The 22,648-nt window shown below is 38.2% G+C and carries 21 protein-coding genes and 1 pseudogene; 13 read left to right on the top strand and 9 right to left on the bottom strand.

The window, feature by feature from the left end; genetic code table 11:
- Window position 1: 1 nt before the first annotated feature.
- The gene (locus tag AC1M9H_RS13990; RefSeq protein ID WP_481613621.1) at window positions 2-565 is read right to left on the bottom strand and encodes a nucleotidyltransferase family protein; all 564 of its coding nucleotides are present in this window, start codon (window positions 563-565) and stop codon (window positions 2-4) included.
- Window positions 566-729: 164 nt separating this feature from the next.
- Here AC1M9H_RS13990 and AC1M9H_RS13985 point away from each other — a divergent pair, with 164 nt between their 5' ends.
- The 5 genes from AC1M9H_RS13985 (at window position 730) to AC1M9H_RS13965 (ending at window position 4,331) form a co-directional block, all read left to right on the top strand.
- On the top strand, window positions 730-1,785 hold the full coding sequence (locus AC1M9H_RS13985) for a Rieske 2Fe-2S domain-containing protein (RefSeq protein ID WP_481613620.1): 1,056 nt from the start codon (window positions 730-732) through the stop codon (window positions 1,783-1,785).
- Window positions 1,786-1,837: 52 nt separating this feature from the next.
- Window positions 1,838-3,169: a guanine deaminase gene (gene guaD / locus AC1M9H_RS13980; RefSeq protein WP_481613619.1), complete on the top strand. Its 1,332-nt coding sequence runs from the start codon at window positions 1,838-1,840 to the stop codon at window positions 3,167-3,169.
- On the top strand, window positions 3,135-3,266 hold the full coding sequence (locus tag AC1M9H_RS13975; protein WP_257219949.1) for a hypothetical protein: 132 nt from the start codon (window positions 3,135-3,137) through the stop codon (window positions 3,264-3,266). The genes guaD and AC1M9H_RS13975 overlap by 35 nt, the downstream gene beginning before the upstream one ends.
- Window positions 3,267-3,402: 136 nt before the next feature.
- Window positions 3,403-3,930: a hypoxanthine phosphoribosyltransferase gene (gene hpt, locus AC1M9H_RS13970; protein WP_035268589.1), complete on the top strand. Its 528-nt coding sequence runs from the start codon at window positions 3,403-3,405 to the stop codon at window positions 3,928-3,930.
- Window positions 3,931-4,079: 149 nt separating this feature from the next.
- Window positions 4,080-4,331 (top strand): GlsB/YeaQ/YmgE family stress response membrane protein, encoded by a 252-nt coding sequence (locus AC1M9H_RS13965; protein WP_035268591.1) that lies wholly within the window; start codon window positions 4,080-4,082, stop codon window positions 4,329-4,331.
- Between the two features lie 51 nt (window positions 4,332-4,382).
- Here the strand turns inward: AC1M9H_RS13965 and AC1M9H_RS13960 are convergent, their stop codons facing one another.
- Window positions 4,383-5,084 (bottom strand): DsbC family protein, encoded by a 702-nt coding sequence (locus tag AC1M9H_RS13960; RefSeq protein ID WP_481592399.1) that lies wholly within the window; start codon window positions 5,082-5,084, stop codon window positions 4,383-4,385.
- Between the two features lie 217 nt (window positions 5,085-5,301).
- Between AC1M9H_RS13960 and AC1M9H_RS13955 the strand changes: the two genes are divergently transcribed.
- A complete protein-coding gene (locus AC1M9H_RS13955) occupies window positions 5,302-6,495 on the top strand; it encodes an MFS transporter (protein WP_481590911.1) in 1,194 nt (397 codons plus the stop codon).
- 47 nt (window positions 6,496-6,542) lie between these two features.
- Here the strand turns inward: AC1M9H_RS13955 and mnmE are convergent, their stop codons facing one another.
- From mnmE to rpmH, 5 genes and pseudogenes are all read right to left on the bottom strand, one after another.
- Window positions 6,543-7,907 (bottom strand): tRNA uridine-5-carboxymethylaminomethyl(34) synthesis GTPase MnmE, encoded by a 1,365-nt coding sequence (mnmE, locus tag AC1M9H_RS13950; protein WP_092768715.1) that lies wholly within the window; start codon window positions 7,905-7,907, stop codon window positions 6,543-6,545.
- 80 nt (window positions 7,908-7,987) lie between these two features.
- A complete protein-coding gene (gene yidC, locus AC1M9H_RS13945; protein WP_035268599.1) occupies window positions 7,988-9,742 on the bottom strand; it encodes a membrane protein insertase YidC in 1,755 nt (584 codons plus the stop codon).
- Between the two features lie 5 nt (window positions 9,743-9,747).
- Window positions 9,748-10,069: pseudogene (gene yidD / locus AC1M9H_RS13940) on the bottom strand (membrane protein insertion efficiency factor YidD).
- Window positions 10,070-10,078: 9 nt separating this feature from the next.
- The gene (rnpA, locus tag AC1M9H_RS13935) at window positions 10,079-10,471 is read right to left on the bottom strand and encodes a ribonuclease P protein component (protein ID WP_035268604.1); all 393 of its coding nucleotides are present in this window, start codon (window positions 10,469-10,471) and stop codon (window positions 10,079-10,081) included.
- 32 nt (window positions 10,472-10,503) lie between these two features.
- Window positions 10,504-10,638, bottom strand: coding sequence for a 50S ribosomal protein L34 (gene rpmH / locus AC1M9H_RS13930; protein ID WP_000831329.1), 135 nt, complete (start codon window positions 10,636-10,638; stop codon window positions 10,504-10,506).
- Between the two features lie 644 nt (window positions 10,639-11,282).
- Here rpmH and dnaA point away from each other — a divergent pair.
- The 7 genes from dnaA to erpA all read left to right on the top strand — a co-directional run bounded on the left by dnaA (window position 11,283) and on the right by erpA (window position 20,645).
- Window positions 11,283-12,668, top strand: coding sequence for a chromosomal replication initiator protein DnaA (dnaA, locus tag AC1M9H_RS13925; protein ID WP_481589592.1), 1,386 nt, complete (start codon window positions 11,283-11,285; stop codon window positions 12,666-12,668).
- 106 nt (window positions 12,669-12,774) lie between these two features.
- Entirely contained in the window at window positions 12,775-13,923 is a 1,149-nt protein-coding gene (gene dnaN, locus AC1M9H_RS13920; protein ID WP_180028822.1) for a DNA polymerase III subunit beta, read from the top strand.
- A 29-nt stretch (window positions 13,924-13,952) separates the two neighbouring features.
- Entirely contained in the window at window positions 13,953-15,035 is a 1,083-nt protein-coding gene (gene recF / locus AC1M9H_RS13915; RefSeq protein ID WP_481590914.1) for a DNA replication/repair protein RecF, read from the top strand.
- Window positions 15,036-15,090: 55 nt separating this feature from the next.
- Window positions 15,091-17,559 (top strand): DNA topoisomerase (ATP-hydrolyzing) subunit B, encoded by a 2,469-nt coding sequence (gene gyrB, locus AC1M9H_RS13910; RefSeq protein ID WP_035268615.1) that lies wholly within the window; start codon window positions 15,091-15,093, stop codon window positions 17,557-17,559.
- Window positions 17,560-17,866: 307 nt separating this feature from the next.
- Window positions 17,867-18,874, top strand: coding sequence for a putative solute-binding protein (locus AC1M9H_RS13905; RefSeq protein ID WP_481610430.1), 1,008 nt, complete (start codon window positions 17,867-17,869; stop codon window positions 18,872-18,874).
- Between the two features lie 287 nt (window positions 18,875-19,161).
- A complete protein-coding gene (locus AC1M9H_RS13900) occupies window positions 19,162-20,166 on the top strand; it encodes a putative solute-binding protein (RefSeq protein WP_035268621.1) in 1,005 nt (334 codons plus the stop codon).
- Between the two features lie 143 nt (window positions 20,167-20,309).
- On the top strand, window positions 20,310-20,645 hold the full coding sequence (gene erpA, locus AC1M9H_RS13895) for an iron-sulfur cluster insertion protein ErpA (protein ID WP_035268624.1): 336 nt from the start codon (window positions 20,310-20,312) through the stop codon (window positions 20,643-20,645).
- 35 nt (window positions 20,646-20,680) lie between these two features.
- Here the strand turns inward: erpA and AC1M9H_RS13890 are convergent, their stop codons facing one another.
- Together AC1M9H_RS13890 and AC1M9H_RS13885 are read right to left on the bottom strand one after the other, a co-directional pair.
- A complete protein-coding gene (locus AC1M9H_RS13890) occupies window positions 20,681-21,523 on the bottom strand; it encodes an alpha/beta fold hydrolase (RefSeq protein ID WP_481613618.1) in 843 nt (280 codons plus the stop codon).
- Window positions 21,524-21,630: 107 nt separating this feature from the next.
- A complete protein-coding gene (locus AC1M9H_RS13885) occupies window positions 21,631-22,545 on the bottom strand; it encodes a LysR family transcriptional regulator (RefSeq protein WP_481613617.1) in 915 nt (304 codons plus the stop codon).
- Window positions 22,546-22,648: the final 103 nt, after the last annotated feature.

Here is a 22,648-nt window from a genome sequence, read left to right as displayed (position 1 = left end):
TCTAATTCACAATGCTTAACTTAGGCCATTGTTCCAAAAAACACTTTGACTTAACCCTATGTTCAAAGACTCCACGTGAAACCAAACGATTATTCCACCTTAATTTTAAAGTAAATAAATCTTCAAGCCCCAAAGGGGCGAGGATTTCAATATGATTATTCTCCATTAATTTGATAGCGATTGCGGTTGCCGTTTCTGGCCAAAAACTCATAGCATGATGTACTGAAGTATATGGATCAATTTGAGCACCTTCATCAGTTCTGTACCAATGATGTACCAGAGCTTGATTTGTAATGTCCCAATGAATATTAGGATATCTATGTTGAAGTGCACCCTTTAAATAATTTCGTCTCTCATCCATTTTTTCTGAAGGATCAAAATAAATGACATCAATTTCAGTTTCAAAAATGGAATAATTTTGATTATGTAAATAAGACCAGATCCAATTTCGAATCAAGCCCGCACTAAAATAGGCCGCACTATCAATCTGCCGTAAACACTGTAAAAGTTCATAGATATCTGCATTAGATCGTATTAAATGGCTTAACTTCTCATATAAGTCCATGGGTGAATTCACTTTATATATTTTGATTAGAATTTAATATTTCCACTCAGCTCTCCAATTTTAAATGTTAAGAGACGGTTGGCAAAGATCTTGCATCATCTCCAAAGAAAAAAGCTCAGTAAATTTAGCGCAGCTCTTCGGAGCTCTTTTTTTAGGAAATGACGATGAATATGATTCCCGCATTAAATCCACTCAGTGCACCTTGCCAATGTAGTTTCGACTTACAAGATTGGGAAATTCTCGCGCAATATTGGTATCCAGTGGCTCGTGTTCAAGATGTTTCAACCACACCACATCAGGTCAATTTACTTGATGTAAAAATGGCGATTTACCAAACTGACAATGGGGAAATTCGATTAGTGCGTGATATCTGCCCTCATCGTGGTGTACCTCTAAGTAAAGGATGGGTAGAGGATGAAGAAATTATTTGCCGATATCACGGTCTAAGATTCGACCTTGCAGGGAAGTGTACAAAAATTCCTGCTCAACCTGATTTAACTAAGATATCTGACCGTTTTAGTTTAACCCAATTTCCAGTAATTTTGAGATATGGACTGGTCTGGACTAGCTTGCATGGACGTGATTTTCAACACAATAATATTCCCCAACTTGACACTTGGGATCATCCTGATCATCAGTCTATTTTACCTCCATATGTTGATATTGCAGGCTCAGCAGGTCGTCAACTCGAAGGATTCATTGATGTAGCTCACTTTGCATGGGTGCATCACGAAGCTTTTGCAGATCGAAACAACCCAGTTGTACCGAAATACCATACTGAGAGAACAGACTATGGTTTAAAAACAATTTATATTAGTGGTGTCAGTAATTACCCGCATGCTTTGAAACACCTAGAGCCAGAAGGTTTTGAGTGGAAAAGAACTTTTGATATTTACCCACCATTTTCAGCGATATTAACTGTAGATTTTCCAGACAATGGGATTTTAAAAATCTTGAATGCGTGTTGTCCTGTATCGGTCAATCAAACCAGATTATTTGTTCCTTTGACGCGTAATTTTGATCAGACTGGAGATTTACAAGCAGTCTATGATTTTAATGCCCAAATTTTTGCCGAAGACCAAGATATCGTAGAATCGCAAAAACCTGAAGAATTACCACTTGATTTAATGATGGAAGCGCATTTTGAGGCTGATCGATCTTCGACTACTTATCGTCGTATTCTCGCAGAGTGGGGGCTCAGCAAACGATATACAGTTTAATTAAGATAGATCAGTTACAATCAATCGAAAAAATTAAAAGTGTAGGTTTTAAATGTCTTCTGTAGTTGCATCGACGGCGATTCGCGGTCGCTTCCTAGATATTCAGAATACGGTTGCCCAAGCGCGTGAAATTCACGACCAAGTGCGTTACGTAGAAGATGGTTTATTGATTACTCAAGCGGGTAAAATTCAATGGTTTGGTCGTTGGGAAGATGGGCAACAACAGCTCCGTCAGCTTGAATCCTCTATCCAAGTTGAGCATTACCCAGATCAACTGATTGTTCCTGGTTTTATCGATACGCATATTCACTTTCCTCAAACTGAAATGGTAGGTGCGTATGGCGAACAATTACTCGAATGGCTGAACACTTATACCTTTCCTACAGAAATCCAATTTCAAGACAAAGCTTATGCAGACCAAATTGCACACTTTTTTGTCAATGAGCTGCTGAAAAATGGCACAACGACTGCATTGGTTTTTTGTACAGTTCATAAAGAATCTGTTGATGCACTATTTGAAGCGGCAGATCAATACCAGATGCGTTTGATTGCAGGCAAAGTATTGATGGATCGTCATGCACCTGAAGCACTGACAGACACCGCTGAAAATGCTTATACAGATAGCAAAGAATTGATTGAGAAATGGCATGGTAAAGGTCGAAACCTTTATGCCATTACGCCTCGCTTTGCGCCTACCTCTACACCAGAACAATTAAAAAGAGCAGGGCAGTTAAAAACTGAATATCCTGATGTATATATTCATACTCATTTGAGTGAAAACACCAATGAAATCGCTTGGGTGAAAGAGCTTTTTCCTGAGCAAAATGGCTATTTAGATGTGTATCACCACTATGGATTAACAGGCAATAAATCTGTTTTCGCTCACTGTGTTCATTTAGAAGAGCATGAATGGGATTGTATGCATCAAACAAACTCTGCAATCGCCTTCTGCCCGACTTCAAACCTCTTTCTAGGAAGTGGATTGTTTCCATTGAAAAAAACCTGGGATAAACAAGTTAAAGTCGGTCTTGGCACAGACATCGGTGCGGGGACTTCATTTAATCAGCTTCAGACGTTGAATGAAGCCTATAAAGTTCAACAACTCCAAGGCGACAAATTATCTGCATTTGAATCGCTTTATCATGCGACCCTAGGTGGAGCAAAAGCATTAGCGCTCGAGGATAAACTTGGTAACTTTAATATTGGAAAAGAAGCGGATTTTGTTGTATTAAATTTGAATGCCACTGCATTACAAACATTAAGACAACAACGCGCTAAAAATATTGAAGATGCACTTTTCGCATTGTTTACCATGGGTGATGATCGAAATATTGAGGCGACTTATATTTATGGACAAAAAGCATATCAACAATCAGCATCCTAATGCTCAGACTCAACCACAACACCCAATTAAAAAATATGTGTTAATTGGTGCTGTATTCTTAGTTTGTGCTGTCGTACTAAAACGCGATGCGCATTAATAAACCATTAGTTTACATTTCGTTTTTTTAAAAAGGGTGCAACATTCTGGGATATGTTTTAAAATCGAAGCATATTTCAGGTGTTGCAGGTCAACACCTTTTTTAATTTTAGAATTGTTGTTTTAGGTATCTACCCATGACCATTGACATGAAAGTGTTGATTTCCGCTGAAGAAATTCAAGCGAAAGTTAATGAACTTGGTAATCAAATTAATGCTCACTATGCAAATAGTGATCGAGAATTGGTTCTTGTAGGCTTACTTCGCGGTTCAGTGATTTTCATGGCAGACCTATGCCGCACCATTGAAAAACCACACGAACTCGACTTTATGACAGTTTCAAGTTACGGCAGTGGAACGACTTCTAGTCGTGATGTTAAAATTCTAAAAGACCTTGATGGTGAAATTCGTGGTAAAGATGTTCTTGTCGTAGAGGACATCATCGATTCAGGCAATACGCTGAGTAAAGTGGTAGAAATCCTTGAAACTCGTGAGCCAAACTCTATCAAACTTTGCACGCTGATCAGTAAGCCTTCTCGAAGAGAAATCGACTTGGAAGTAGAGTTTCTAGGATTTGAAGTTGAAGATAAATTTATCGTAGGTTATGGACTAGATTACGATCAAAAATACCGTCATATTCCATTCATTGGTGAAATCGGTCTGTAATGTTTTTCAAGAAAGTGGCATATGCCACTTTTTTTATAAACAACAAAATAACAACAACATGTAGCGTGATTCTTCTTTTCAAACATCAATACATAATCAACTATATTTGAGCGACACAATAAAAATTCATGATAAAAAGGAGAACAAGTATGTTTTCACTTATTGGAGCTATTCTTATCGGTTTTATAGCAGGTTTAATTGCTCGCGCAATTCATCCTGGTGACGATAAAGCAGGTTTCATTGTCACGACGTTATTAGGTATTGCTGGTTCATTACTTGCTACATATGGTGGACGCCTTCTTAATATTTATCCCGAAGGTTCATCGGCAGGTTTTATTGCTTCAGTCATAGGCGCAATTATCGTTCTGTTTATTTATAACCTCGTTACCAAAAAATCTTAATCAAAAAAGCACCTTGTTAAGGTGCTTTTTTTCATTTCTATGAACTAGATTTTATAAGTTCAGCTCTTTCCAAATTTTTTCAATTTCTGAAGCTGGATAAGCGCCTGTTACCTTAAATCCATTTTCAAAAATAATTGCTGGCGTTCCTTGAACACCTAGACGACGTCCAAGTTCCAAATTTCGTTCAATAGGGTTTGAACAATCAGCTTGGGCTGTTGGTTGTTGATTCTTTTGTAAAAGAGCATTCCAGGCAAACTCACGGTTTGCGGAGCACCAAACTTGTTTAGAGGGCTGGATCGATTGAGATTTAATTGGATACATAAACGTATAAATTGTCACATCTTTTAACTGGCTTAAATTATTTTCAAGCGTCTTACAATATGGACAATTTGGGTCAGAAAAGATCGCGAGCTGACGCTTACCATTCCCCCTTACAGTCTTAATGGCATCTTGAAGTGGAAGTTGTTTAAAGTCGACTGAATTATGTTTCAGCACCAAATCACGTGTTAGATTTTTTTGATCTTCGATACGAATCATTGATCCAAAGAATAAATGCTTAGCTTCTTCATCAATATAAATAATCTGATTGTCTAAAGATCCGCTATAGAGACCTTTCATCTCAGTTTTTTGTAAATTTTGAATATTCAATTTTGGGTGCTGCGTTTTAATTTTTTGCTGAAGCAATTCAATATTCGCAAAACTAGAACTTGTAGACAGTGCAAGTAAAGCACTGATTAAAATTTTTTTATACATAAGTTGAGCATATGTTTGATGGATATTATTGCTTATTCTAATCTTCTACTTTCTACAAAGATCAGTTTTTATGTAATTTTAAACCTCATAAATTGTTTCACGTGAAACCAAATATGACAGTTGAATTTTAACTGATTGAAGATAATTGACTCATGCTTAACAGTCGACATAGACTAATGAATCATCGTATCAGCACTGCTGTTCTATAAGACAAATAATGAATGAAAACCAATCGTGGCGAGATTTTATTCTCGTAAGTATCGCACTCTGTATCGGCACCATTGGAACAGCGCTTGCTAGCCCACTTTATCCAATTTACCAAGAATTATGGGGGTTAAACCCGAGCGATATCACCTTTATTTTCGTTTCCTACATGCTAGGGTGCCTGACCACCTTACTGTTTTTGGGCAGAACCAGTAATACCATTGGTTATGTAAAAACTATGCAACTTGGGCTCATTTTTATCACCATTGGCTTGTTAATGTCTATCTTTGCGAGTGATGTCATGTCTCTCTCATGGGGAAGATTTATCATTGGTATCGCATCTGGATTGATGACAACATCTGCTCTTATTGGGCTTATTCAAACTGTTCCAATTTCCCATAAACAAATTGCACCACAATTAAGCTCAATCATTACTGCTGTTGGATTTGGTTTAGGTCCTTTATTTGGGGGATTTTTTGCTGAATTTTTTGCATATCCTTTGGTAATACCTTATGTACCCATTGTGATAGGTTCAATATTTTGCTTCTTTAGTCTATTTACACTCAAACCTATACCTTTTGATGTGCAAAAATTTAATTTTGCTCCCAAATTATTAACACCACAATCACATGATCGAACTCAATTTTTTATACTGAGCTTGACTGCATTTGCTGTTTTTGCAGGATTTAGTTTATACGCCTCACTATCTCCTTCATTTGTTAAAGACATTTTGCCTTGGCACGGTCCACTGATTAGTGGTTCTGCCATTACTGTCATTTTACTGATTTCAGCTGCGACACAATTTTTTTCAAGATCAATCAAACCGCAATCCAGCCTATTACTCGGTATCATGACTTGCTTCATAAGCGTGATCGCTTTATTCCTCTGTATGGAGTTTAAAATTAGCTGGTTATTTTTCCTAAGCGATGGTCTGTTTGGGATTGGACATGGCTTAGCTTTACTTGGGGCTTTCGGACTTATTCATCACATGACCACACCTCACAATCGAGCCGCCGTCATGTCTACTTATCTCTTTATCGGCTATCTCGGAACGATTCTACCCATCCTAGCAGTAGGATATTTAGCTGACCATTTTGGGCTTACAAATGCAGTGATTTGGTTCTGTATTGCAATTTCAATTTTATTGATTGTTTTATTCATAAAGCAGATGATGGTTAAGCCAAGCAAGTTACCTTTAGCCAATTAACCAAAAAGCCCATTACTGGGCTTTTTAAACCACAGATAAAAACTCGTTTACTTCCCGATACAGAAAGAGCCAAAGATTTTTCCGAGTAAATCATCCGCACTAAAATCACCAGTAATTTCACCTAATGCATTCTGTGCGAGACGTAACGATTCTGCGACAAGCTCTCCTGCATGGTAAACAACAAGTTGTTCACGAGCTTCCGCAAGATAAGATTGAGTGCGCTTCATTGCATCTAGGTGGCGTGTTCTTGCAATAAAGGTATCTTCTTCAGGCTGAAAGCCTGCATGTGCTGTAATCGCATCTACAAGCGATTGAACACCCATTTCTTGCTTGGCTGAGACCGTAATGTGTCTAAAGCCTTGGAGATCAGCAACTTTAGCTTCACTATCTACTAAATCACATTTGTTAGCGATTAAAATTAAGCGTTTAGGATCGATATAATTAGCAAAGTAAGTATCTGCCAAATGCATCGGATCTTCACCTTGACTCAAATCGTAAACCAAGAGTAGGAGATCAGCATTTTCTATTTCTTTAATCGCTCGACGAATACCTTCCTTCTCAACAATATCTCCCGTTTCACGCAGACCTGCTGTATCCGTCAGGGTAATTGGCAAACCATTTAGGCTTATTTTCTCATGTAGTACATCACGCGTTGTACCTGCAATGTCCGTTACAATCGCGCGCTCAACACCAGCCAATGCATTCAATAAACTCGATTTACCTGCATTAGGTTTCCCTGCAATCACCACTTGTAAACCTTCACGCAGAAGTTGACCTTGGCGTGCTGATTGTTGTACTGCACCCACTGATGCTTGCACATCTTCCAATAACGCTAAAATTTTTCCATCTGCAAGAAAATCAATTTCCTCTTCAGGAAAATCAATCGCCGCCTCAACATGTAATCGTAAGTGAATGAGTTTTTCTAATACTGTATTTACTTTAGAAGAAAATGCGCCTTGCAATGAACGTACTGCAGAACGAGCTGCTGCTTGTGAAGTAGCATCAATTAAATCAGCGATTGCTTCTGCTTGGACTAAATCCATTTTTCCATTTTCAAAAGCGCGCATTGAAAACTCACCCGCTTTTGCTGCAATTGCGCCTAACTCTAACAGTCGACCCAATAATGTATTTTGAATCACCGGTCCACCATGACCTTGTAACTCAACTACATCTTCACCCGTAAAAGAATTCGGATTTGGAAAACAAATCACCAAACCCTCATCCATGACTTGCCCATTCGCATCAAGAAATTGACGAAATGCAGCATAACGAGCAGGACCGAGTGCCTTACCAGTTAAAGCCTCTGCTATGGCATATGCCTTAGGACCAGACAGTCGAATTACACCTACACCTCCACGACCTGGCGGTGTTGCAATCGCAGCAATAGTGGTTTGATGTTGTAGGTTCGTCATTGAAATGATCTCAAAGCAAGGCAAAAAAAATCCGCCTAAGGATATCACCTTAAGCGGATCGATTCAGCTACTAACAAAACTTAGTTCGTAGATGCTGTATCTTCTTTTGCTAAGCGAGCTTTCTCAACACTCTTATTGATCAGACCTTGCTGAAGAATCGTGATCAAGTTGTTGACAATCCAGTAAAGCACAAGTCCAGCAGGGAAGAACAATAAGAATACCGTGAAAATAATCGGCATAAACTTAAAGACTTTTGCTTGCATTGGATCTGTCGGCTGTGGGTTCAACATTTGTTGAACATACATCGTTACACCCATCAACAATGGTAGGATAAACCATGGGTCCATTGCAGATAAATCTTGAATCCAACCTAACCAAGGAGCGTGGCGTAACTCAACAGACTCCATGAGCACCCAATACAAAGCCAAGAAAATTGGCATTTGAAGAAGTAAAGGTAAACAACCAGATAATGGATTGACTTGTTCACGCTTATAAAGTGCCATCATTTCTTGTGAGAAACGCATACGGTCTTCGCCGAACTCTTCTTTCATGCGTTGCATTTCTGGTGCAATCACACGCATTTTTGCCATAGAGCGATAGCTCTTAGATGAAAGAGGCCAAAGAATAAGTTTCACAAGAATTGTCAATAGAATAATTGACCAACCCCAGTTTCCAACAATGCCATGGAAGAATTGCAAACCTAAAAATAGCAATTTCGCAATTGGCCATAACCAACCATAATCAACCGTTTGATTTAAACCAGTTGCCAAGTCTTTTAATTCAGATTGAATTTTTGGACCTGAGTAGAATGTTGCATCAACAGTCATTGTTTTGCCAGCTGGCACATTAATGGTAGGCGAAGTAAAGCCAATGATATTCATACCATCAGCAGATTTACGTGACTCCATTTTTGCAGAATACGGCTGGTTACCGAAGTTACCAGGTACCCAAGCACTTACAAAGTAATGCTGAACCATTGCAACCCAACCACCTTGAGCCTCAACACTTAACTTTTCTTCATTAAAATTATCAAATTTTAATTTGTTATAGTGTTCATCAGGTGTACCCCAAGCACCACCTAAATAAGTGCCCAGCGTAAAGATTCCTTGATCAGTTTTACCTGGATCTTCAGAGTTGTCACGTTTGATCTGACCAAACATTTGACCTTGCCAGTTTTGCTGACTACGGTTAATCACTTGATAACTTACGTTAACTGGATAAGCACCTTCTTGGAAAGTGAACGTTTTGATGATTTCAACACCATCAGCCGTTTTTAATACCATTGGTACTTTTAACACTTTCTCAGCTTCACCATCTTTATTGGTGGTTGCTTGAGCATCAGCTAAAGTATAAGTCGACTTTTCAAACTCAAATGTTGGACGTCCACTACGGCTACTGTCAGGTCCATTTAAACCAATTAAACCTGATTGAGCGACATAAGTACGTTTCTCATCATTTTCAAGCATAACGAACGGTTGTTCACTATTTTTACTTTTATCATGATTGAGTAGTTCAACACGGACAATGTCCCCACCTTTAGGGTTAATCCAAAGATGATATAAATCAGTTTGAACAGCAACTAATTGTTGATTTGCTGTTGCAGGTGTAGTTGTGTCTTGTTGTTCAGCTGCAATATTTGCTTGCGGTATATCAGTTAAACCCGCTGTCGTTTGGCTCGTTGGCAGATCAGCAGAAACATCTTGGGCAACGACGGCAGCAGGTGCTGTCGCAGCAGTTGTTTCAGTTTGACCATAGTCTTTTTGCCAAGCAAGAATAAGCAAATATGCGGTGACAAACATGGCCCCGAGAATTGCAAACCTGGCCCATTGTTGCATATCGATTACCCCAATTGGTTAGAGTGATTTTTGGTTCAATAAACGCTCACGCAAGGGTACAGTAACGTGAGTCATTTGAGAATCTATTTGCTGAAATGAAATAAAACGAATTGCTTTTTTGGGAACAGGATCATATCCACTTCCACCCCACGGATGGCAACGACAAATCCGTCGCGTTGCATACCAGACACCTTTAATCGGGCCATGTATATGAATAGCTTCTAACGAGTATTGAGAACAAGTTGGGAAATAACGGCAACGAGGTCCAAGGAGCGGACTAATCGCAATTTGATAGAAACGAATCAACCAATGCAATATACGGACCATTGGCCACCTCTAACTTTGAGGAGAGGGAACTGATATTTTATGATGTTTTTTTACAAGACGCTGTAGCTTCTGCCATGCAAATTGTAATTGCTTATGCAATTCAGCATTCGGAATCGACTCAATACCTACCTTAGGCATGACCACAATATCCAACAAATCTATATCTTGCTGATTTAAGCGAAAACTTTCGCGAGCAATACGTTTTATTCGATTTCTTTCATGTGCACGGCGCACTTTCTTTTTAGCAACAACAATACCTAAACGGCTTTTAGGCTGTTTAGTTGGTGTAGCCAAAAATAAGAAATGGGGTTGATGCACTTTAAAAAGCGCACCATCAAATACACCTTTGTAATCTGCAGCACAGCGGATTCTCACCTCTGGACTGAAACTATAAAGTGTCATAACACCCAAATCGTCGATAAACTAAACTGGTATTAAACAGTTAAGCTGTGACGACCTTTTGCACGACGACGAGCTAATACTTGACGGCCAGCTTTAGTCGCCATACGAGCACGGAAACCATGAACGCGTTTACGCTTTAATTCAGATGGTTGGAAAGTACGTTTCATATCGAAACTCCAAAGTTGGTGTTCTATAAAGGTTCGCGATTGTATTGTGCATTGTTTGTTCTGTCAATATTAAACAGTATTGTGTAACACTTTTGATGAAAGTTGCTTGAGTCTGAGAAAGATACAAATTTGTTAAACAATCTATTTATACACAAAATAAATATATGTTTTTATTATAGTATTTAAGTTAACCACAGAAATATCCATAAACTTATACACAAGATGAAATTTAATTATGGCTGATTTTTAAATTTGAATTTAAATTTAAACACAAGGAATGATTATCCACAGAAAACCGAATCTTATTAAATAAATTCAAATTTATAAATTTAAATTTATTATTATTAGGGTTGTAATTTTCTATGGATAAGGCGTTATTTTTTTTTAAATATATGTACTTAGATTGTTGATAACTATGTTTTCATATTTTTTATAGATTGTGGATAAGTTATTGCTTTTATTTATCCACAGTTTGTGGAAAACCTTATCCACACTCTGTTTTAAATTTAAATTTAGACTTTTAAATTTGATTATTTGTGGTTAAAGTTCAAAATTACTCATGACATATGTGGATAACTTGGGTATGATTGCCTCCCCAATCTCATGGGGTTGTTTTTAAATTTAAATGGAATGAGGGGTTTCACATGCTGTGGACAGACTGCTTAAATCGCTTGCGACAAGAGCTCTCAGATAATGTCTTTGCAATGTGGATACGTCCATTGGTTGCCGAAGAGGTAGATGGTGTTTTAAAGCTTTATGCACCTAATCCTTACTGGACACGCTATATTCAAGAACATCATTTAGAATTAATTAGCATTCTTGCAGAACAAATGTCTGAAGGACGTGTTTGTAAAGTTGAAATTTTAGTCGACTCACGACCAGGCGCGATTTTATCTGCTTCAGAGCAACCTGCGACAACAATTGCAGCGCTTGAGTCTTCAGTAGCAGCACCTGTAGTCAGAGCAAAAAAAGAAAGCAATGAGCAGCAAAATGCAAAAACATCAAAAAAACGATTATTAAATCCGCTGTTTAATTTTGCATTGTTCGTCGAAGGGCGTTCAAATCAGATGGCGGCAGAAACCTGCCGTAAAGTGTTAACTCAGTTAGGCGAACCTCAACATAACCCGTTATTTTTATACGGTCCGACTGGTTTAGGTAAGACCCACTTGATGCAAGCAGTGGGTAATGCTTTATTACAAGCTAAACCAAATGCTCGTGTGATGTACATGACTGCTGAAAGTTTTGTTCAGGATTTTGTGAGTTCACTTCAACAAGGTAAAGTCGAAGAATTTAAAAAAAATTGCCGTTCACTAGACTTACTTTTAGTGGATGATATCCATTTACTTGCAGGTAAAGAAGCCAGCTTAGTTGAGTTTTTTTACACGTTTAATGCCTTGTTAGATGAATCTAAACAAATTATTTTGACCTCAGATCGCTATCCTAAAGAGTTGACCGAGTTAGATCCTCGTTTGGTATCTCGCTTTTCATGGGGATTATCGGTAGGGGTAGAACCGCCTGATATTGAAACTCGAATTGAGATTTTACTTAAAAAAGCTGAAAGTAATGGTATCGATTTGCCTCGTAACTGTGCGCTCTTTATTGCACAGCAAGTTGTGGCAAACGTACGTGAACTTGAGGGTGCATTAAATAAAGTCGTCGCGATTTCTCGTTTTAAAGGGACACCAATCGACTTAGATGTGGTGCGAGAATCACTGAAAGATGTTCTTGCGATTCGTGCTCGTACTATTAGCACCGAAAATATTCAGCGTGTAGTCAGTGAATATTTTCGTATCCCATTGAAAGAGTTGGTTGGACCTAAACGAACTCGTATTTATGCTCGACCACGTCAATTAGCAATGGGGCTTGCGAGAGAATTAACGGGCGACAGTTTTCCTGAAATTGGCATGGCATTTGGTGGTCGTGATCACAGTACAGTCATGCATGCCTGTGAAAAAGTGCAGAGTTTGTGTGCTGAAGATCCCATCTTTAATGAAGATTACAAAAATTTAATGCGCTTATTACAAAGCTAAATCTGTTTAAATTCTATTCTTGCAATGCGGCATATTCTGCCGCATAGTACATGATTAAAAGTGTTTTAGTCTGTTGTCGATATACTGTTTTTAGAGGAAATCCATCGTGCGTTTGAAGATCGCGAAAGAAAGCTTACTCAATGTTTTATCTCATGTTGTAGGTGCTGTAGAACGTCGCCATACGTTAAATATTCTTTCAAACGTCAAAGTTCAGGTTACTCAAGATGCACTGACGATTACAGGTTCCGATCTTGAAGTTGAACTTGTTGCGAGTACAACGCTTTTAGAGGGAGCATGTTTACAAGCAGGTCAAACCACAGTACCCGCACGTAAATTGATGGATATCTGTAAATCTTTACCGACAGCAGCACTGATTGATTTACAAATCACAGAAGACCAGCGTTGTATTTTGAAATCTGGTAATAGCCGCTTTGTATTAGGAACATTATCTGCTGAGGATTACCCTTTATTAACGACTGAAAATAGTCAAGGGACTCAAGTTCAGGTCACTGAACGTGAACTAAAACGTTTATTTGAAAAAACCTCTTTTGCGATGGCTGTTCAGGATGTCCGTTTTTATCTTACAGGTACTTTACTTGAAATTGATGAAAATCAGCTTCGTGCAGTGACTACAGATGGACATCGTCTTGCTCTTTGTGAAACATTGGCCAGTTCGAATGCTTCGCAGTTAGTGCAAGCAATTGTGCCTCGTAAAGCGGTCGGTGAATTACAGCGTCTATTGAGTATCGAAGATAATCAACTCTCGTTGTTAATTGGTCGTGAACTGCTGAATGTTACTTTGACAATTCCAAGCCGTGATAAAGAGCAGGGTGATATTACTGTTCGTATTACTACAAAATTAATTGATGGTAAATTCCCTGATTATCGACGTGTTATTCCTCGTGGCGGTGATAAAACAGTTACGATTGCACATGATATTTTCAAACAATCATTACAGCGAGTTGCTATTCTGAGTAACGAAAAATTACGTGGTGTATTTTTAAACTTCAATCCAGATTCACTGCAACTTCGTGCCAATAACCCTGAGCAAGATGAGGCAGTTGAAGATCTTGCGATTCAATACAATAATGCACCTATGGAAATGTCATTCAACGCACAATACATTTTGGATGTATTGAATGTGTTGGATGGTGATGATGTATTAATGACAATGACTGAGGCAAACCAATCTGTATTGGTTCAAGATCCTGCTCATCAAGATCAAACTTATGTCGTCATGCCGATGCGTGTTTAATGTTGTTTTTGATTTAGTTTAATCTGGTCATGTTCATTACGCGTTTAAATATCCAGCGTGTGAGAAATTTAAAAGCGGTTGCACTCCAAGAGTTGCAACCGTTTAATGTTTTTTATGGACAAAATGGTTCAGGAAAAACGTCTATATTAGAAGCAATTCACTTATTGGCCACTGGTCGATCTTTTCGTACACATATTCCTAAACATTACATTCAAAATCAAATGCAGGATGCGATTGTATTTGCACAGTCTGCTACTGAAAAGATTGGTATGCAAAAGCTCATTACAGGTGAGCAAAATATTAAAGTGAATGGGGATAGTATTGCCACGCAAGGACAGCTAGCCAAAATTTTACCATTACAGCTTATTGACCCTCTGAGTACAGATATTATTGATCACGGAGCTAAACCAAGACGACAATTGCTTGATTGGTTAATGTTTCACGTGGAACCAGATTTTTACTATGCATGGCAATTTTATTCTAGAGCATTAAAACAACGAAATAGCTTATTAAAATCAAAACGTAATCTGACGCTGCAAGATTTAGAAGCATGGAACAAAATGCTTAGTGAGTACGGTGAAATATTACATTTACAACGTCAGGCTATTGTTGAACAGTGGCAGATATTTTTTCAGCAAGATCTTAAAACACTATTACCAGATATCGAGATCCATATGGAGTATGCAGCAGGCTTTCATGTGGAACATGGCTTGGCTGAAGACTTGATTTTGTATCATCAAAAAGACTGCGAAAGACGCTATACAGAATATGGTCCACACCGTGCAGATTTAAAGTTAAAAACCCCAACAGGAGATGCAGATGCCGTACTGTCACGGGGGCAAAAAAAATTATTAATCATGGCTTTAAAATTGTCACAGATCGCAATGTTGCATGCGTCTAATAAGGAAACTGTGGTATTATTAGATGATGTGACAGCAGAATTAGATATAACCGCACAACAACGTTTAATTGAGCGATTGAGCCAACTTGGTAGTCAAGTTTTCATTACCACTTTAGACCATGAATCTGTACAAAAGCATTTACATGATTTGTCTATTTCCTATCAATTATTCAATGTTGAAAACGGTTCTGTTCAAGTTGTTGTGCAATAATTTTTTGAAGTTTTCTCCATCTTTGGATAGACCTTTTTTTCACTAGGGAGTAACCATGAGTTCAGAAGATCAAGCTGCTTCTCAAACAGAACAAACCATTGAAAAGGCTTATGATTCCTCTAGCATCAAGGTATTACGTGGTTTAGACGCAGTACGTAAGCGTCCAGGCATGTATATTGGTGATACGGATGATGGTACTGGTTTACACCATATGGTGTTTGAAGTGGTGGACAACTCGATTGATGAAGCCCTTGCTGGTCACTGTGATGAAATTCTGGTTACCATTCACGAAGACGAATCTGTTTCTGTCGCAGATAACGGTCGTGGTATTCCCACAGATATTCACCCTGAAGAAGGTGTATCTGCTGCTGAAGTCATCTTAACGATTCTTCATGCGGGTGGTAAGTTTGATGACAACAGCTATAAGGTTTCTGGTGGCTTACACGGTGTAGGTGTTTCAGTTGTAAACGCTTTGTCTAGTAAACTGGAACTCACAATTCATCGTGCTGGTAAAATTCATGAACAAGAATACCGCCATGGTGACCCTCAATACCCTTTAAAGGTGGTGGGCGATACAGATCGTTCGGGTACACGTGTACGTTTTTATCCAAGTGCTGAAACATTCAGTCAGACCATTTTCAATGTCGATATTTTAGCTCGTCGTTTACGTGAACTGTCATTTTTAAATGCGGGCGTTCGAATTGTTCTACGTGACGAACGTGTTGGTTTAGAACATGTATTTGATTATGAGGGTGGTTTATCAGAATTCGTTAAATACATTAACGAAGGAAAAACGCATCTTAACGATATTTTTCACTTTACCACGCAAGCTGATAATGGCATTGGTGTTGAAGTTGCATTGCAATGGAATGATACGTACCAAGAAAACGTACGTTGCTTTACCAATAACATTCCTCAAAAAGATGGTGGTACTCACTTAGCTGGTTTCCGAGCTGCTTTAACTCGTGGCCTAAATAACTACATGGAAAACGAAAACTTACTCAAAAAAGAGAAGGTTGCGGTTTCTGGTGATGATGCACGTGAAGGTTTAACAGCTATTGTTTCAGTGAAAGTTCCTGATCCAAAATTCTCTTCTCAAACCAAAGAAAAATTGGTATCGAGCGAGGTAAAACCTGCTGTTGAACAAGCAATGAATAAAGCTTTTTCAGAATATCTTCTTGAAAATCCAGCTGCGGCTAAATCGATTGCGGGTAAAATTATTGATGCAGCGCGTGCACGCGATGCAGCGCGTAAAGCACGTGAAATGACTCGCCGTAAGAGTGCGCTTGATATAGCAGGTCTTCCTGGTAAATTGGCGGATTGCCAAGAAAAAGACCCAGCTTTATCTGAACTATATCTTGTCGAGGGTGATTCAGCAGGTGGTTCAGCGAAACAAGGTCGTAATCGTAAAATGCAAGCGATTTTACCACTTAAAGGTAAAATCCTAAATGTGGAACGTGCTCGATTTGACAAGATGATTTCTTCTGCTGAAGTTGGAACACTGATTACAGCATTAGGTTGTGGTATCGGTCGTGAAGAATATAATCCAGACAAATTACGTTACCACAAAATTATTATTATGACCGATGCGGACGTGGATGGTTCACATATTCGTACGCTGTTATTAACGTTCTTCTTCCGTCAAATGCCGGAATTAGTGGAACGTGGTCATATTTATATTGCTCAGCCACCACTTTATAAATTAAAGAAAGGTAAGCAAGAACAGTATATTAAAGATAATGATGCGCTTGAAACATATTTAATTTCGAATGCAATTGATGAGTTGGCATTACATATCAGTGCTGACGCACCTGCGATTCGTGGTGAAGCGCTTGCAAAAGTCATTGCTGATTATCAGACATCACAAAAAAGCTTACAGCGATTAACGATTCGTTATCCTGCAACTTTGTTAGATGCTTTACTTGGTTTAGATGCATTTAAATTAGATCAAAATCAAGATGAAGCTTATGTGACGTCTTGGGCTGAGCAATTGCGTCAAGCAATTGAAACACAACAGCCAAGCTTAAGACCTGAATTCACGCTCGAAGCATTCGAAAAAGAACTCGCAGATGGTTCACGTGAAACACATTATTGGCCACGTTTAACAGTGTATGTACACAACCTTCCTCATCACTATTTATTAGATGCTGGTTTGTTGGGTTCAGGTGAATATAAACGTTTACTTCAAAACTCAAAGAGTTGGTTTACGTTACTTGAAGACGGGGCTTATTTGCAAAAAGGTGAGCGTAAAGTCAATGTTGCTAACTTCCATCAAGTATGGCAACAAGTATTGGCAGATTCACGCCGTGGCATGATGATCCAACGCTATAAAGGCTTGGGCGAGATGAATGCAGAGCAGCTTTGGGAAACCACGATGGATCCTGAAAATCGTAATATGCTTCAAGTGACGATTGATGATGCAATTGAAGCAGATCGCATGTTCTCTTGTCTCATGGGTGATGATGTTGAACCACGTCGTGCATTTATTGAAGAGAATGCATTGAATGCAGATATTGATGCTTAATGCAATAAGTTAAAAAAAGCACTCTTAGGAGTGCTTTTTTTGTATCAATTTAAAATCTTAAGTCATTTTTTTGGAATTAATTTCAATAAAATGATGTGCTTGAAGTCACATATTTTATTTATTATATGAAATATAAAGATAATTAAATAAGCATTTACGAAATTAATAAATAATTAAAACTATAAAATTCAATAATTTATAATTAGATAATAAAAAATAGAGCAATAGCTCTATTTTTTTAAATAGAGAGTGATTAAAATTTTTGTCATGGAAAAGAATCCATTTAAATGCTTAAAAGGAACTAAGAATGAAAAAAACAACTCTGGCTTTATTGGCGGCTTCAACCATGGGTATGGTTTCAACTGCTCAAGCAAAGGTTGATGTGTGTGTATTTGATTTACTCGGTAAGTCTGGTGAATCGTTTCAAATGGCTCAAGAATGGGCATTGGCAGCAAAGGGCTGGGGTGCAGATATCAATCTGATTCCACGTCAAGATGAGGCTGTAGCCGATAATGATTTTAAAGCAGGTAAGTGTGATGCTGTTTTCTTAACAGCGATGCGTGCTCGTCAATATAACAAGTTTGTGGGTTCGATTGACTCTTTAGGTGGCGCACCATCAAATGCAATTGCACAACGTGCGATTACTTTTGCTTTAGACAAACGTAATGCTGCAAAGATGGTCACAAATCTCGGTGGGAAAAAATATGAAGTTGCTGGTATTGCACCACTAGGGGCAGCATATATTTTCGTGCGTGATAAAAAAATTGATTCAATCGAAAAAGCTGCTGGTAAGAAATTCGCAGTATTAAGCTATGATCCAGCACAAAAAATTATGGTGCAACGTGTCGGTGCTCAAGCAGTAGGATCTGATGTTTCGAACTTTGTTGCGAAGTTCAATAATGGTCAGGTGGATATGGTGGGTGCACCAGCATATGCCTATAAGCCTCTTGAAATTTATAAAGGTTTAGGCAATACAGGGGCAATGTTTGATTTCCCTGTGGTACACATTACAGCAAACTTTGTGATGAAGCCTGAAAAATTCCCTGAAGGGTTTGGTCAAAAATCACGTGATTGGTTTGTTAAAAACTTGCCGAAAAGCTACGCAATGATCAAGCGTTTAGAGGGTGAAATTCCTGCTAAGTACAAAATGCAATTCTCAGCTGAAGAAAAGCTGAAATATCAAAAACTACTTCGTGATGGTCGTATGGATCTCACTAAACAAGGTATTTATGACAAAGAGATGATGTCTGTTCTTAAGAAAGCACGTTGCTCTGTCGATAAATCCAACTTCGAATGTTCACTTGGTGGTGAATAATTCTGATTTCTAAAGAAAAAATCCTAGACCTGGTCTAGGATTTTTTTTATTCATTTTATGTCATTTTCGCCAATGCACATTTATAAGAAAAAAGTATGCTTTAATCACAATAAGTAGTATTTAAATGATCTGTATCTAAAAACCATATACATACAGCATCTCAGGATCAGTATCTACACAATTGGATCGTGTAATCTCATTTTAGTTCAACACACTGACACTGAAGTTTAAGGTGTTCGATATGGGATATTCGAGACTATAAGAAAGAAGGAATAGGAAACAATAAAATGAATTTAACCAAAACATTATTATTATCAGCAGGTTTAATGACTGCTGCAACGGCTTCACAAGCAAAGCAAGTCGTCTGCGTGTTTGATCTCGTCGGGAAAAACGGCGATGTCTATGCGTTAATGAAAGATTATCAACTTGCTGCTAAGCAGTGGGGAGCTGATATTGAGCTTAAAGTCGGACAAAATGAAGGCGTAATTGCTGAAGATTTCAAAGCAGGTAAATGTGACGGTGTCAGTATCACAGGGATGCGCGGTCGTCAGTTTAATAATTTCACTGGCTCTTTAGATGCCATTGGTGCGATTACTAATCTCAATTTAGCTGTCAAAGTTATGCAAGGTTTAGCAAGTCCAACCTTTGCAAAGCATATGAAAAATGGCAACTATGAAGTTGCAGGAGTGATTCCTGTTGGCGATGCTTATTTAATGGTGCGTGATCGTAGTATTAATACGGTTGCTAAAGCTGCGGGTAAAAAGATCGCCGTACTTGATTATGATCAGGCACAAAAAATTATGGTACAGCAAATTGGTGCGCAAGCAGTGAGTTCTGATGTCACTAATTTTGGGAGTAAATTCAATAATGGCCAAGTTGATATTATTGGTGCACCAGCAGCGGTATTCCGTCCTTTAGAACTTCATAAAGGGCTAGGAACGAAAGGTGCAATTGTGAATTATCCAATTCTTCAAGTGACCGGTAATATCATCATTCGTCATGATAAATTCCCTGAAGGTTTCGGACAGAAATCGCGTGATTGGGTGAAAACACAATTACCACGTGCGAATCAAATTTTAGGCAAAATGAAAGCGGATATTCCGGCTAAATATTGGATGAATGTTCCAGCTGGAGATAAACCTGGTTATCAAAAATTAATGCGTGAATCTCGTATTGCACTTACTAAACAAGGTGTTTACAACAAACAAATGATGAAACTACTTTGGCAGTTCCGTTGTAAGAATGAACCGACAAACTTCGAATGTAGCTTGCAGGATGAGAACTACAAATAAGTTCATAGGACGTTACATTTAAATCCGATAAATTTACTCTGAATAAACTTTAAAGTTCGAGTTATGACCATATATTGAGTATGTTATACTTGATATATGGTCTTTTAATTTCAAAGCCTATTTAATTTTTTGAGGAATCCATCATGACTGCCCAAGCACTTGAGCTGACTGACAATGCTGCGAATAAAGTTCGTCAACTTCGTGAGAGCGAAGGAAATCAAGATTTGATGTTACGTGTATATGTGACAGGTGGTGGTTGCTCTGGTTTTTCTTACGGATTCAATTTTGCTGAATCTCAAAATGAAGACGATGCTGAATTTGTGAATGGTGATGTGAAGATGCTTGTTGACTCACTGAGTTATCAATATCTCGTTGGTTCAGTTGTGGATTATGTTGAAGGTTTGGAAGGATCACGCTTTATCGTGCAAAATCCTAATGCGACAACGACATGTGGTTGTGGATCTTCATTCTCAATTTAATATGCAGCAAAAAAAGCCCGCTAAGCGGGCTTTTTTTATGATAATTTTTGCTGTTCTTTCAGAATTAAATCAGTCAGCTCATGATAATTTTGAACTGGAATCCAATGATTCGCCTCTAAATGAATTTCCGTATATGGACCTTCAACATAATTTTGATTGAACTGAACACCTTTAGCATCAATTGCAACGTCATCTTTGCCCCAAATAAATAAAGTGGGAACTTTGACTTTATTGAATAGCGTTTTATTAGAGCTAAAAGGTAAACCTCGATACCAATTGAGTGATGGGCTGAGCCGTTTTTCTATAATCATTTCTTGTTTAAAGTCATTTAATTGTTCAACTGTCATTCCAGAATTTTTTAATAAAGCCTCGCCAATTTGAGGTGTTTTATTAAAGAGCAACTCAGGTATCCATGGAAGCTGAAATAGTCCCATATAATAGGATTTAAAAAGTTGTGTACTGCTGTAAAAAGCCCGCATAAATGCTGCTTTGTGAGGGACGGAGATCGCGGTCAAATGTTTAATTTTATTAGGATAACGTAGAGCAACTTCCCAAGCAACGACTGCGCCCCAGTCGTGTCCTACGATATATGAAGGCTCTCCAATTAAGTCGAGTAGAACATTTACATCATCTGCTAAATGTTGAATGGCATAATCTGCGCGTTTTTTCGGTTGAGCCCTTAAGCTATATCCACGTTGGTTTAACGCGTAGGTGCGAAAACCATGTTGGTTTAGTATTTCGGCACTATGCTGCCAAATTTTTGATGTTTCAGGAAAACCATGTAATAGCACAATTGGACTGCCATCGATTGGACCGCTGTCTATTACATCAAAAATAAGATTGCCTTTTTGAAACTCAGTGATTCGTTGTTTTTCCATGATCTATATCCTCTTTCCTTTATATATCTTTATCAAATTTGGATGATAGAACTAGGGCTGAACGGGTCAGTTCTAGGTGAAAGAAGGTCGTTCATTGTCTGACAATATTATGGGTTGATTAAACGGTGTATTTGTATTGGTATTTGTTTTTGTAAGAACGTTAAGCAAAGTCTCAAAGCTAAGGTCCGATAGCTTAAGCTCGGAGTAACCAAGTGGACATCTTCAGGGATTAGAGACCATTCAGGTAAAATATGAATTAACGTTGAGTTGACTAATTGATGGGCCACTTGGATTTCTGCAACGGCGGCAATACCTAAATGTGCTTCTACAGCAGCAAGTGCATGTTCGGATGGTGTCACCATCAAATGGGTATAAATTTTAAATTTTTTTATCGTACCGTTTTTGAAAAGTGTGATTTTGGACAGCTCGCGGTTATGCGAGATAAAATGATGATCACACAGTTGCTCTGGGTGTTCAGGAATGCCATAACGCATTTGATAGGTTGGACTGGCACATAAAATTCTTCGAACTTGTCCAACCTTTTGAGCATGGAGTGTAGAGTCTGCTAAATCACCAAGTCTGATGGCTAAGTCATATCCTCCAGAAATTAAATCAACTTTGCTGTCATTCAAATCAATTTCAATATCAATGTGTGGGTATTCAATTAAAAATTGAGAGATTAAAGGCAATACCACCAATTTTCCAAAAGTTCCCGAAGCAGCTATTCGAATTCGACCTTTGGGTTGTATTTCTAATTGTGTGAGATCGTTCGTCAGCGATTCAATTTGATGAAATAGGGGGGAGATTTCTTTTAAGAAAATCTTCCCAGCATCAGTTAGTGAGCTTGAATTGGTATTTCGATTTAATAATCTAATATTTAAGGATTCTTCAAGTCTTGAAAGTCGATTGGATAACGTGGATTTAGCAATATCATAACGTCTTGCTGCCGCGGATAAACTTCCAGCATCTGCAATCAGTACGAACCAATATAGGTCATCGATTGAGTAGGGTAAGCTGTTCATAAAATCGAACACCACCTTTCATTTTTATTGTCTATTCACATCATTATAGAACCGCTAAGTTAAGTCAATTGATCAGATGTAGCAAATGATCTGATTTAGCAAA

The organism is Acinetobacter sp. ANC_7512 (assembly GCF_056779935.1).
Note: the sequence above shows the minus strand (reverse complement) of the source record. Positions and strands in the feature narration are given on the sequence as shown.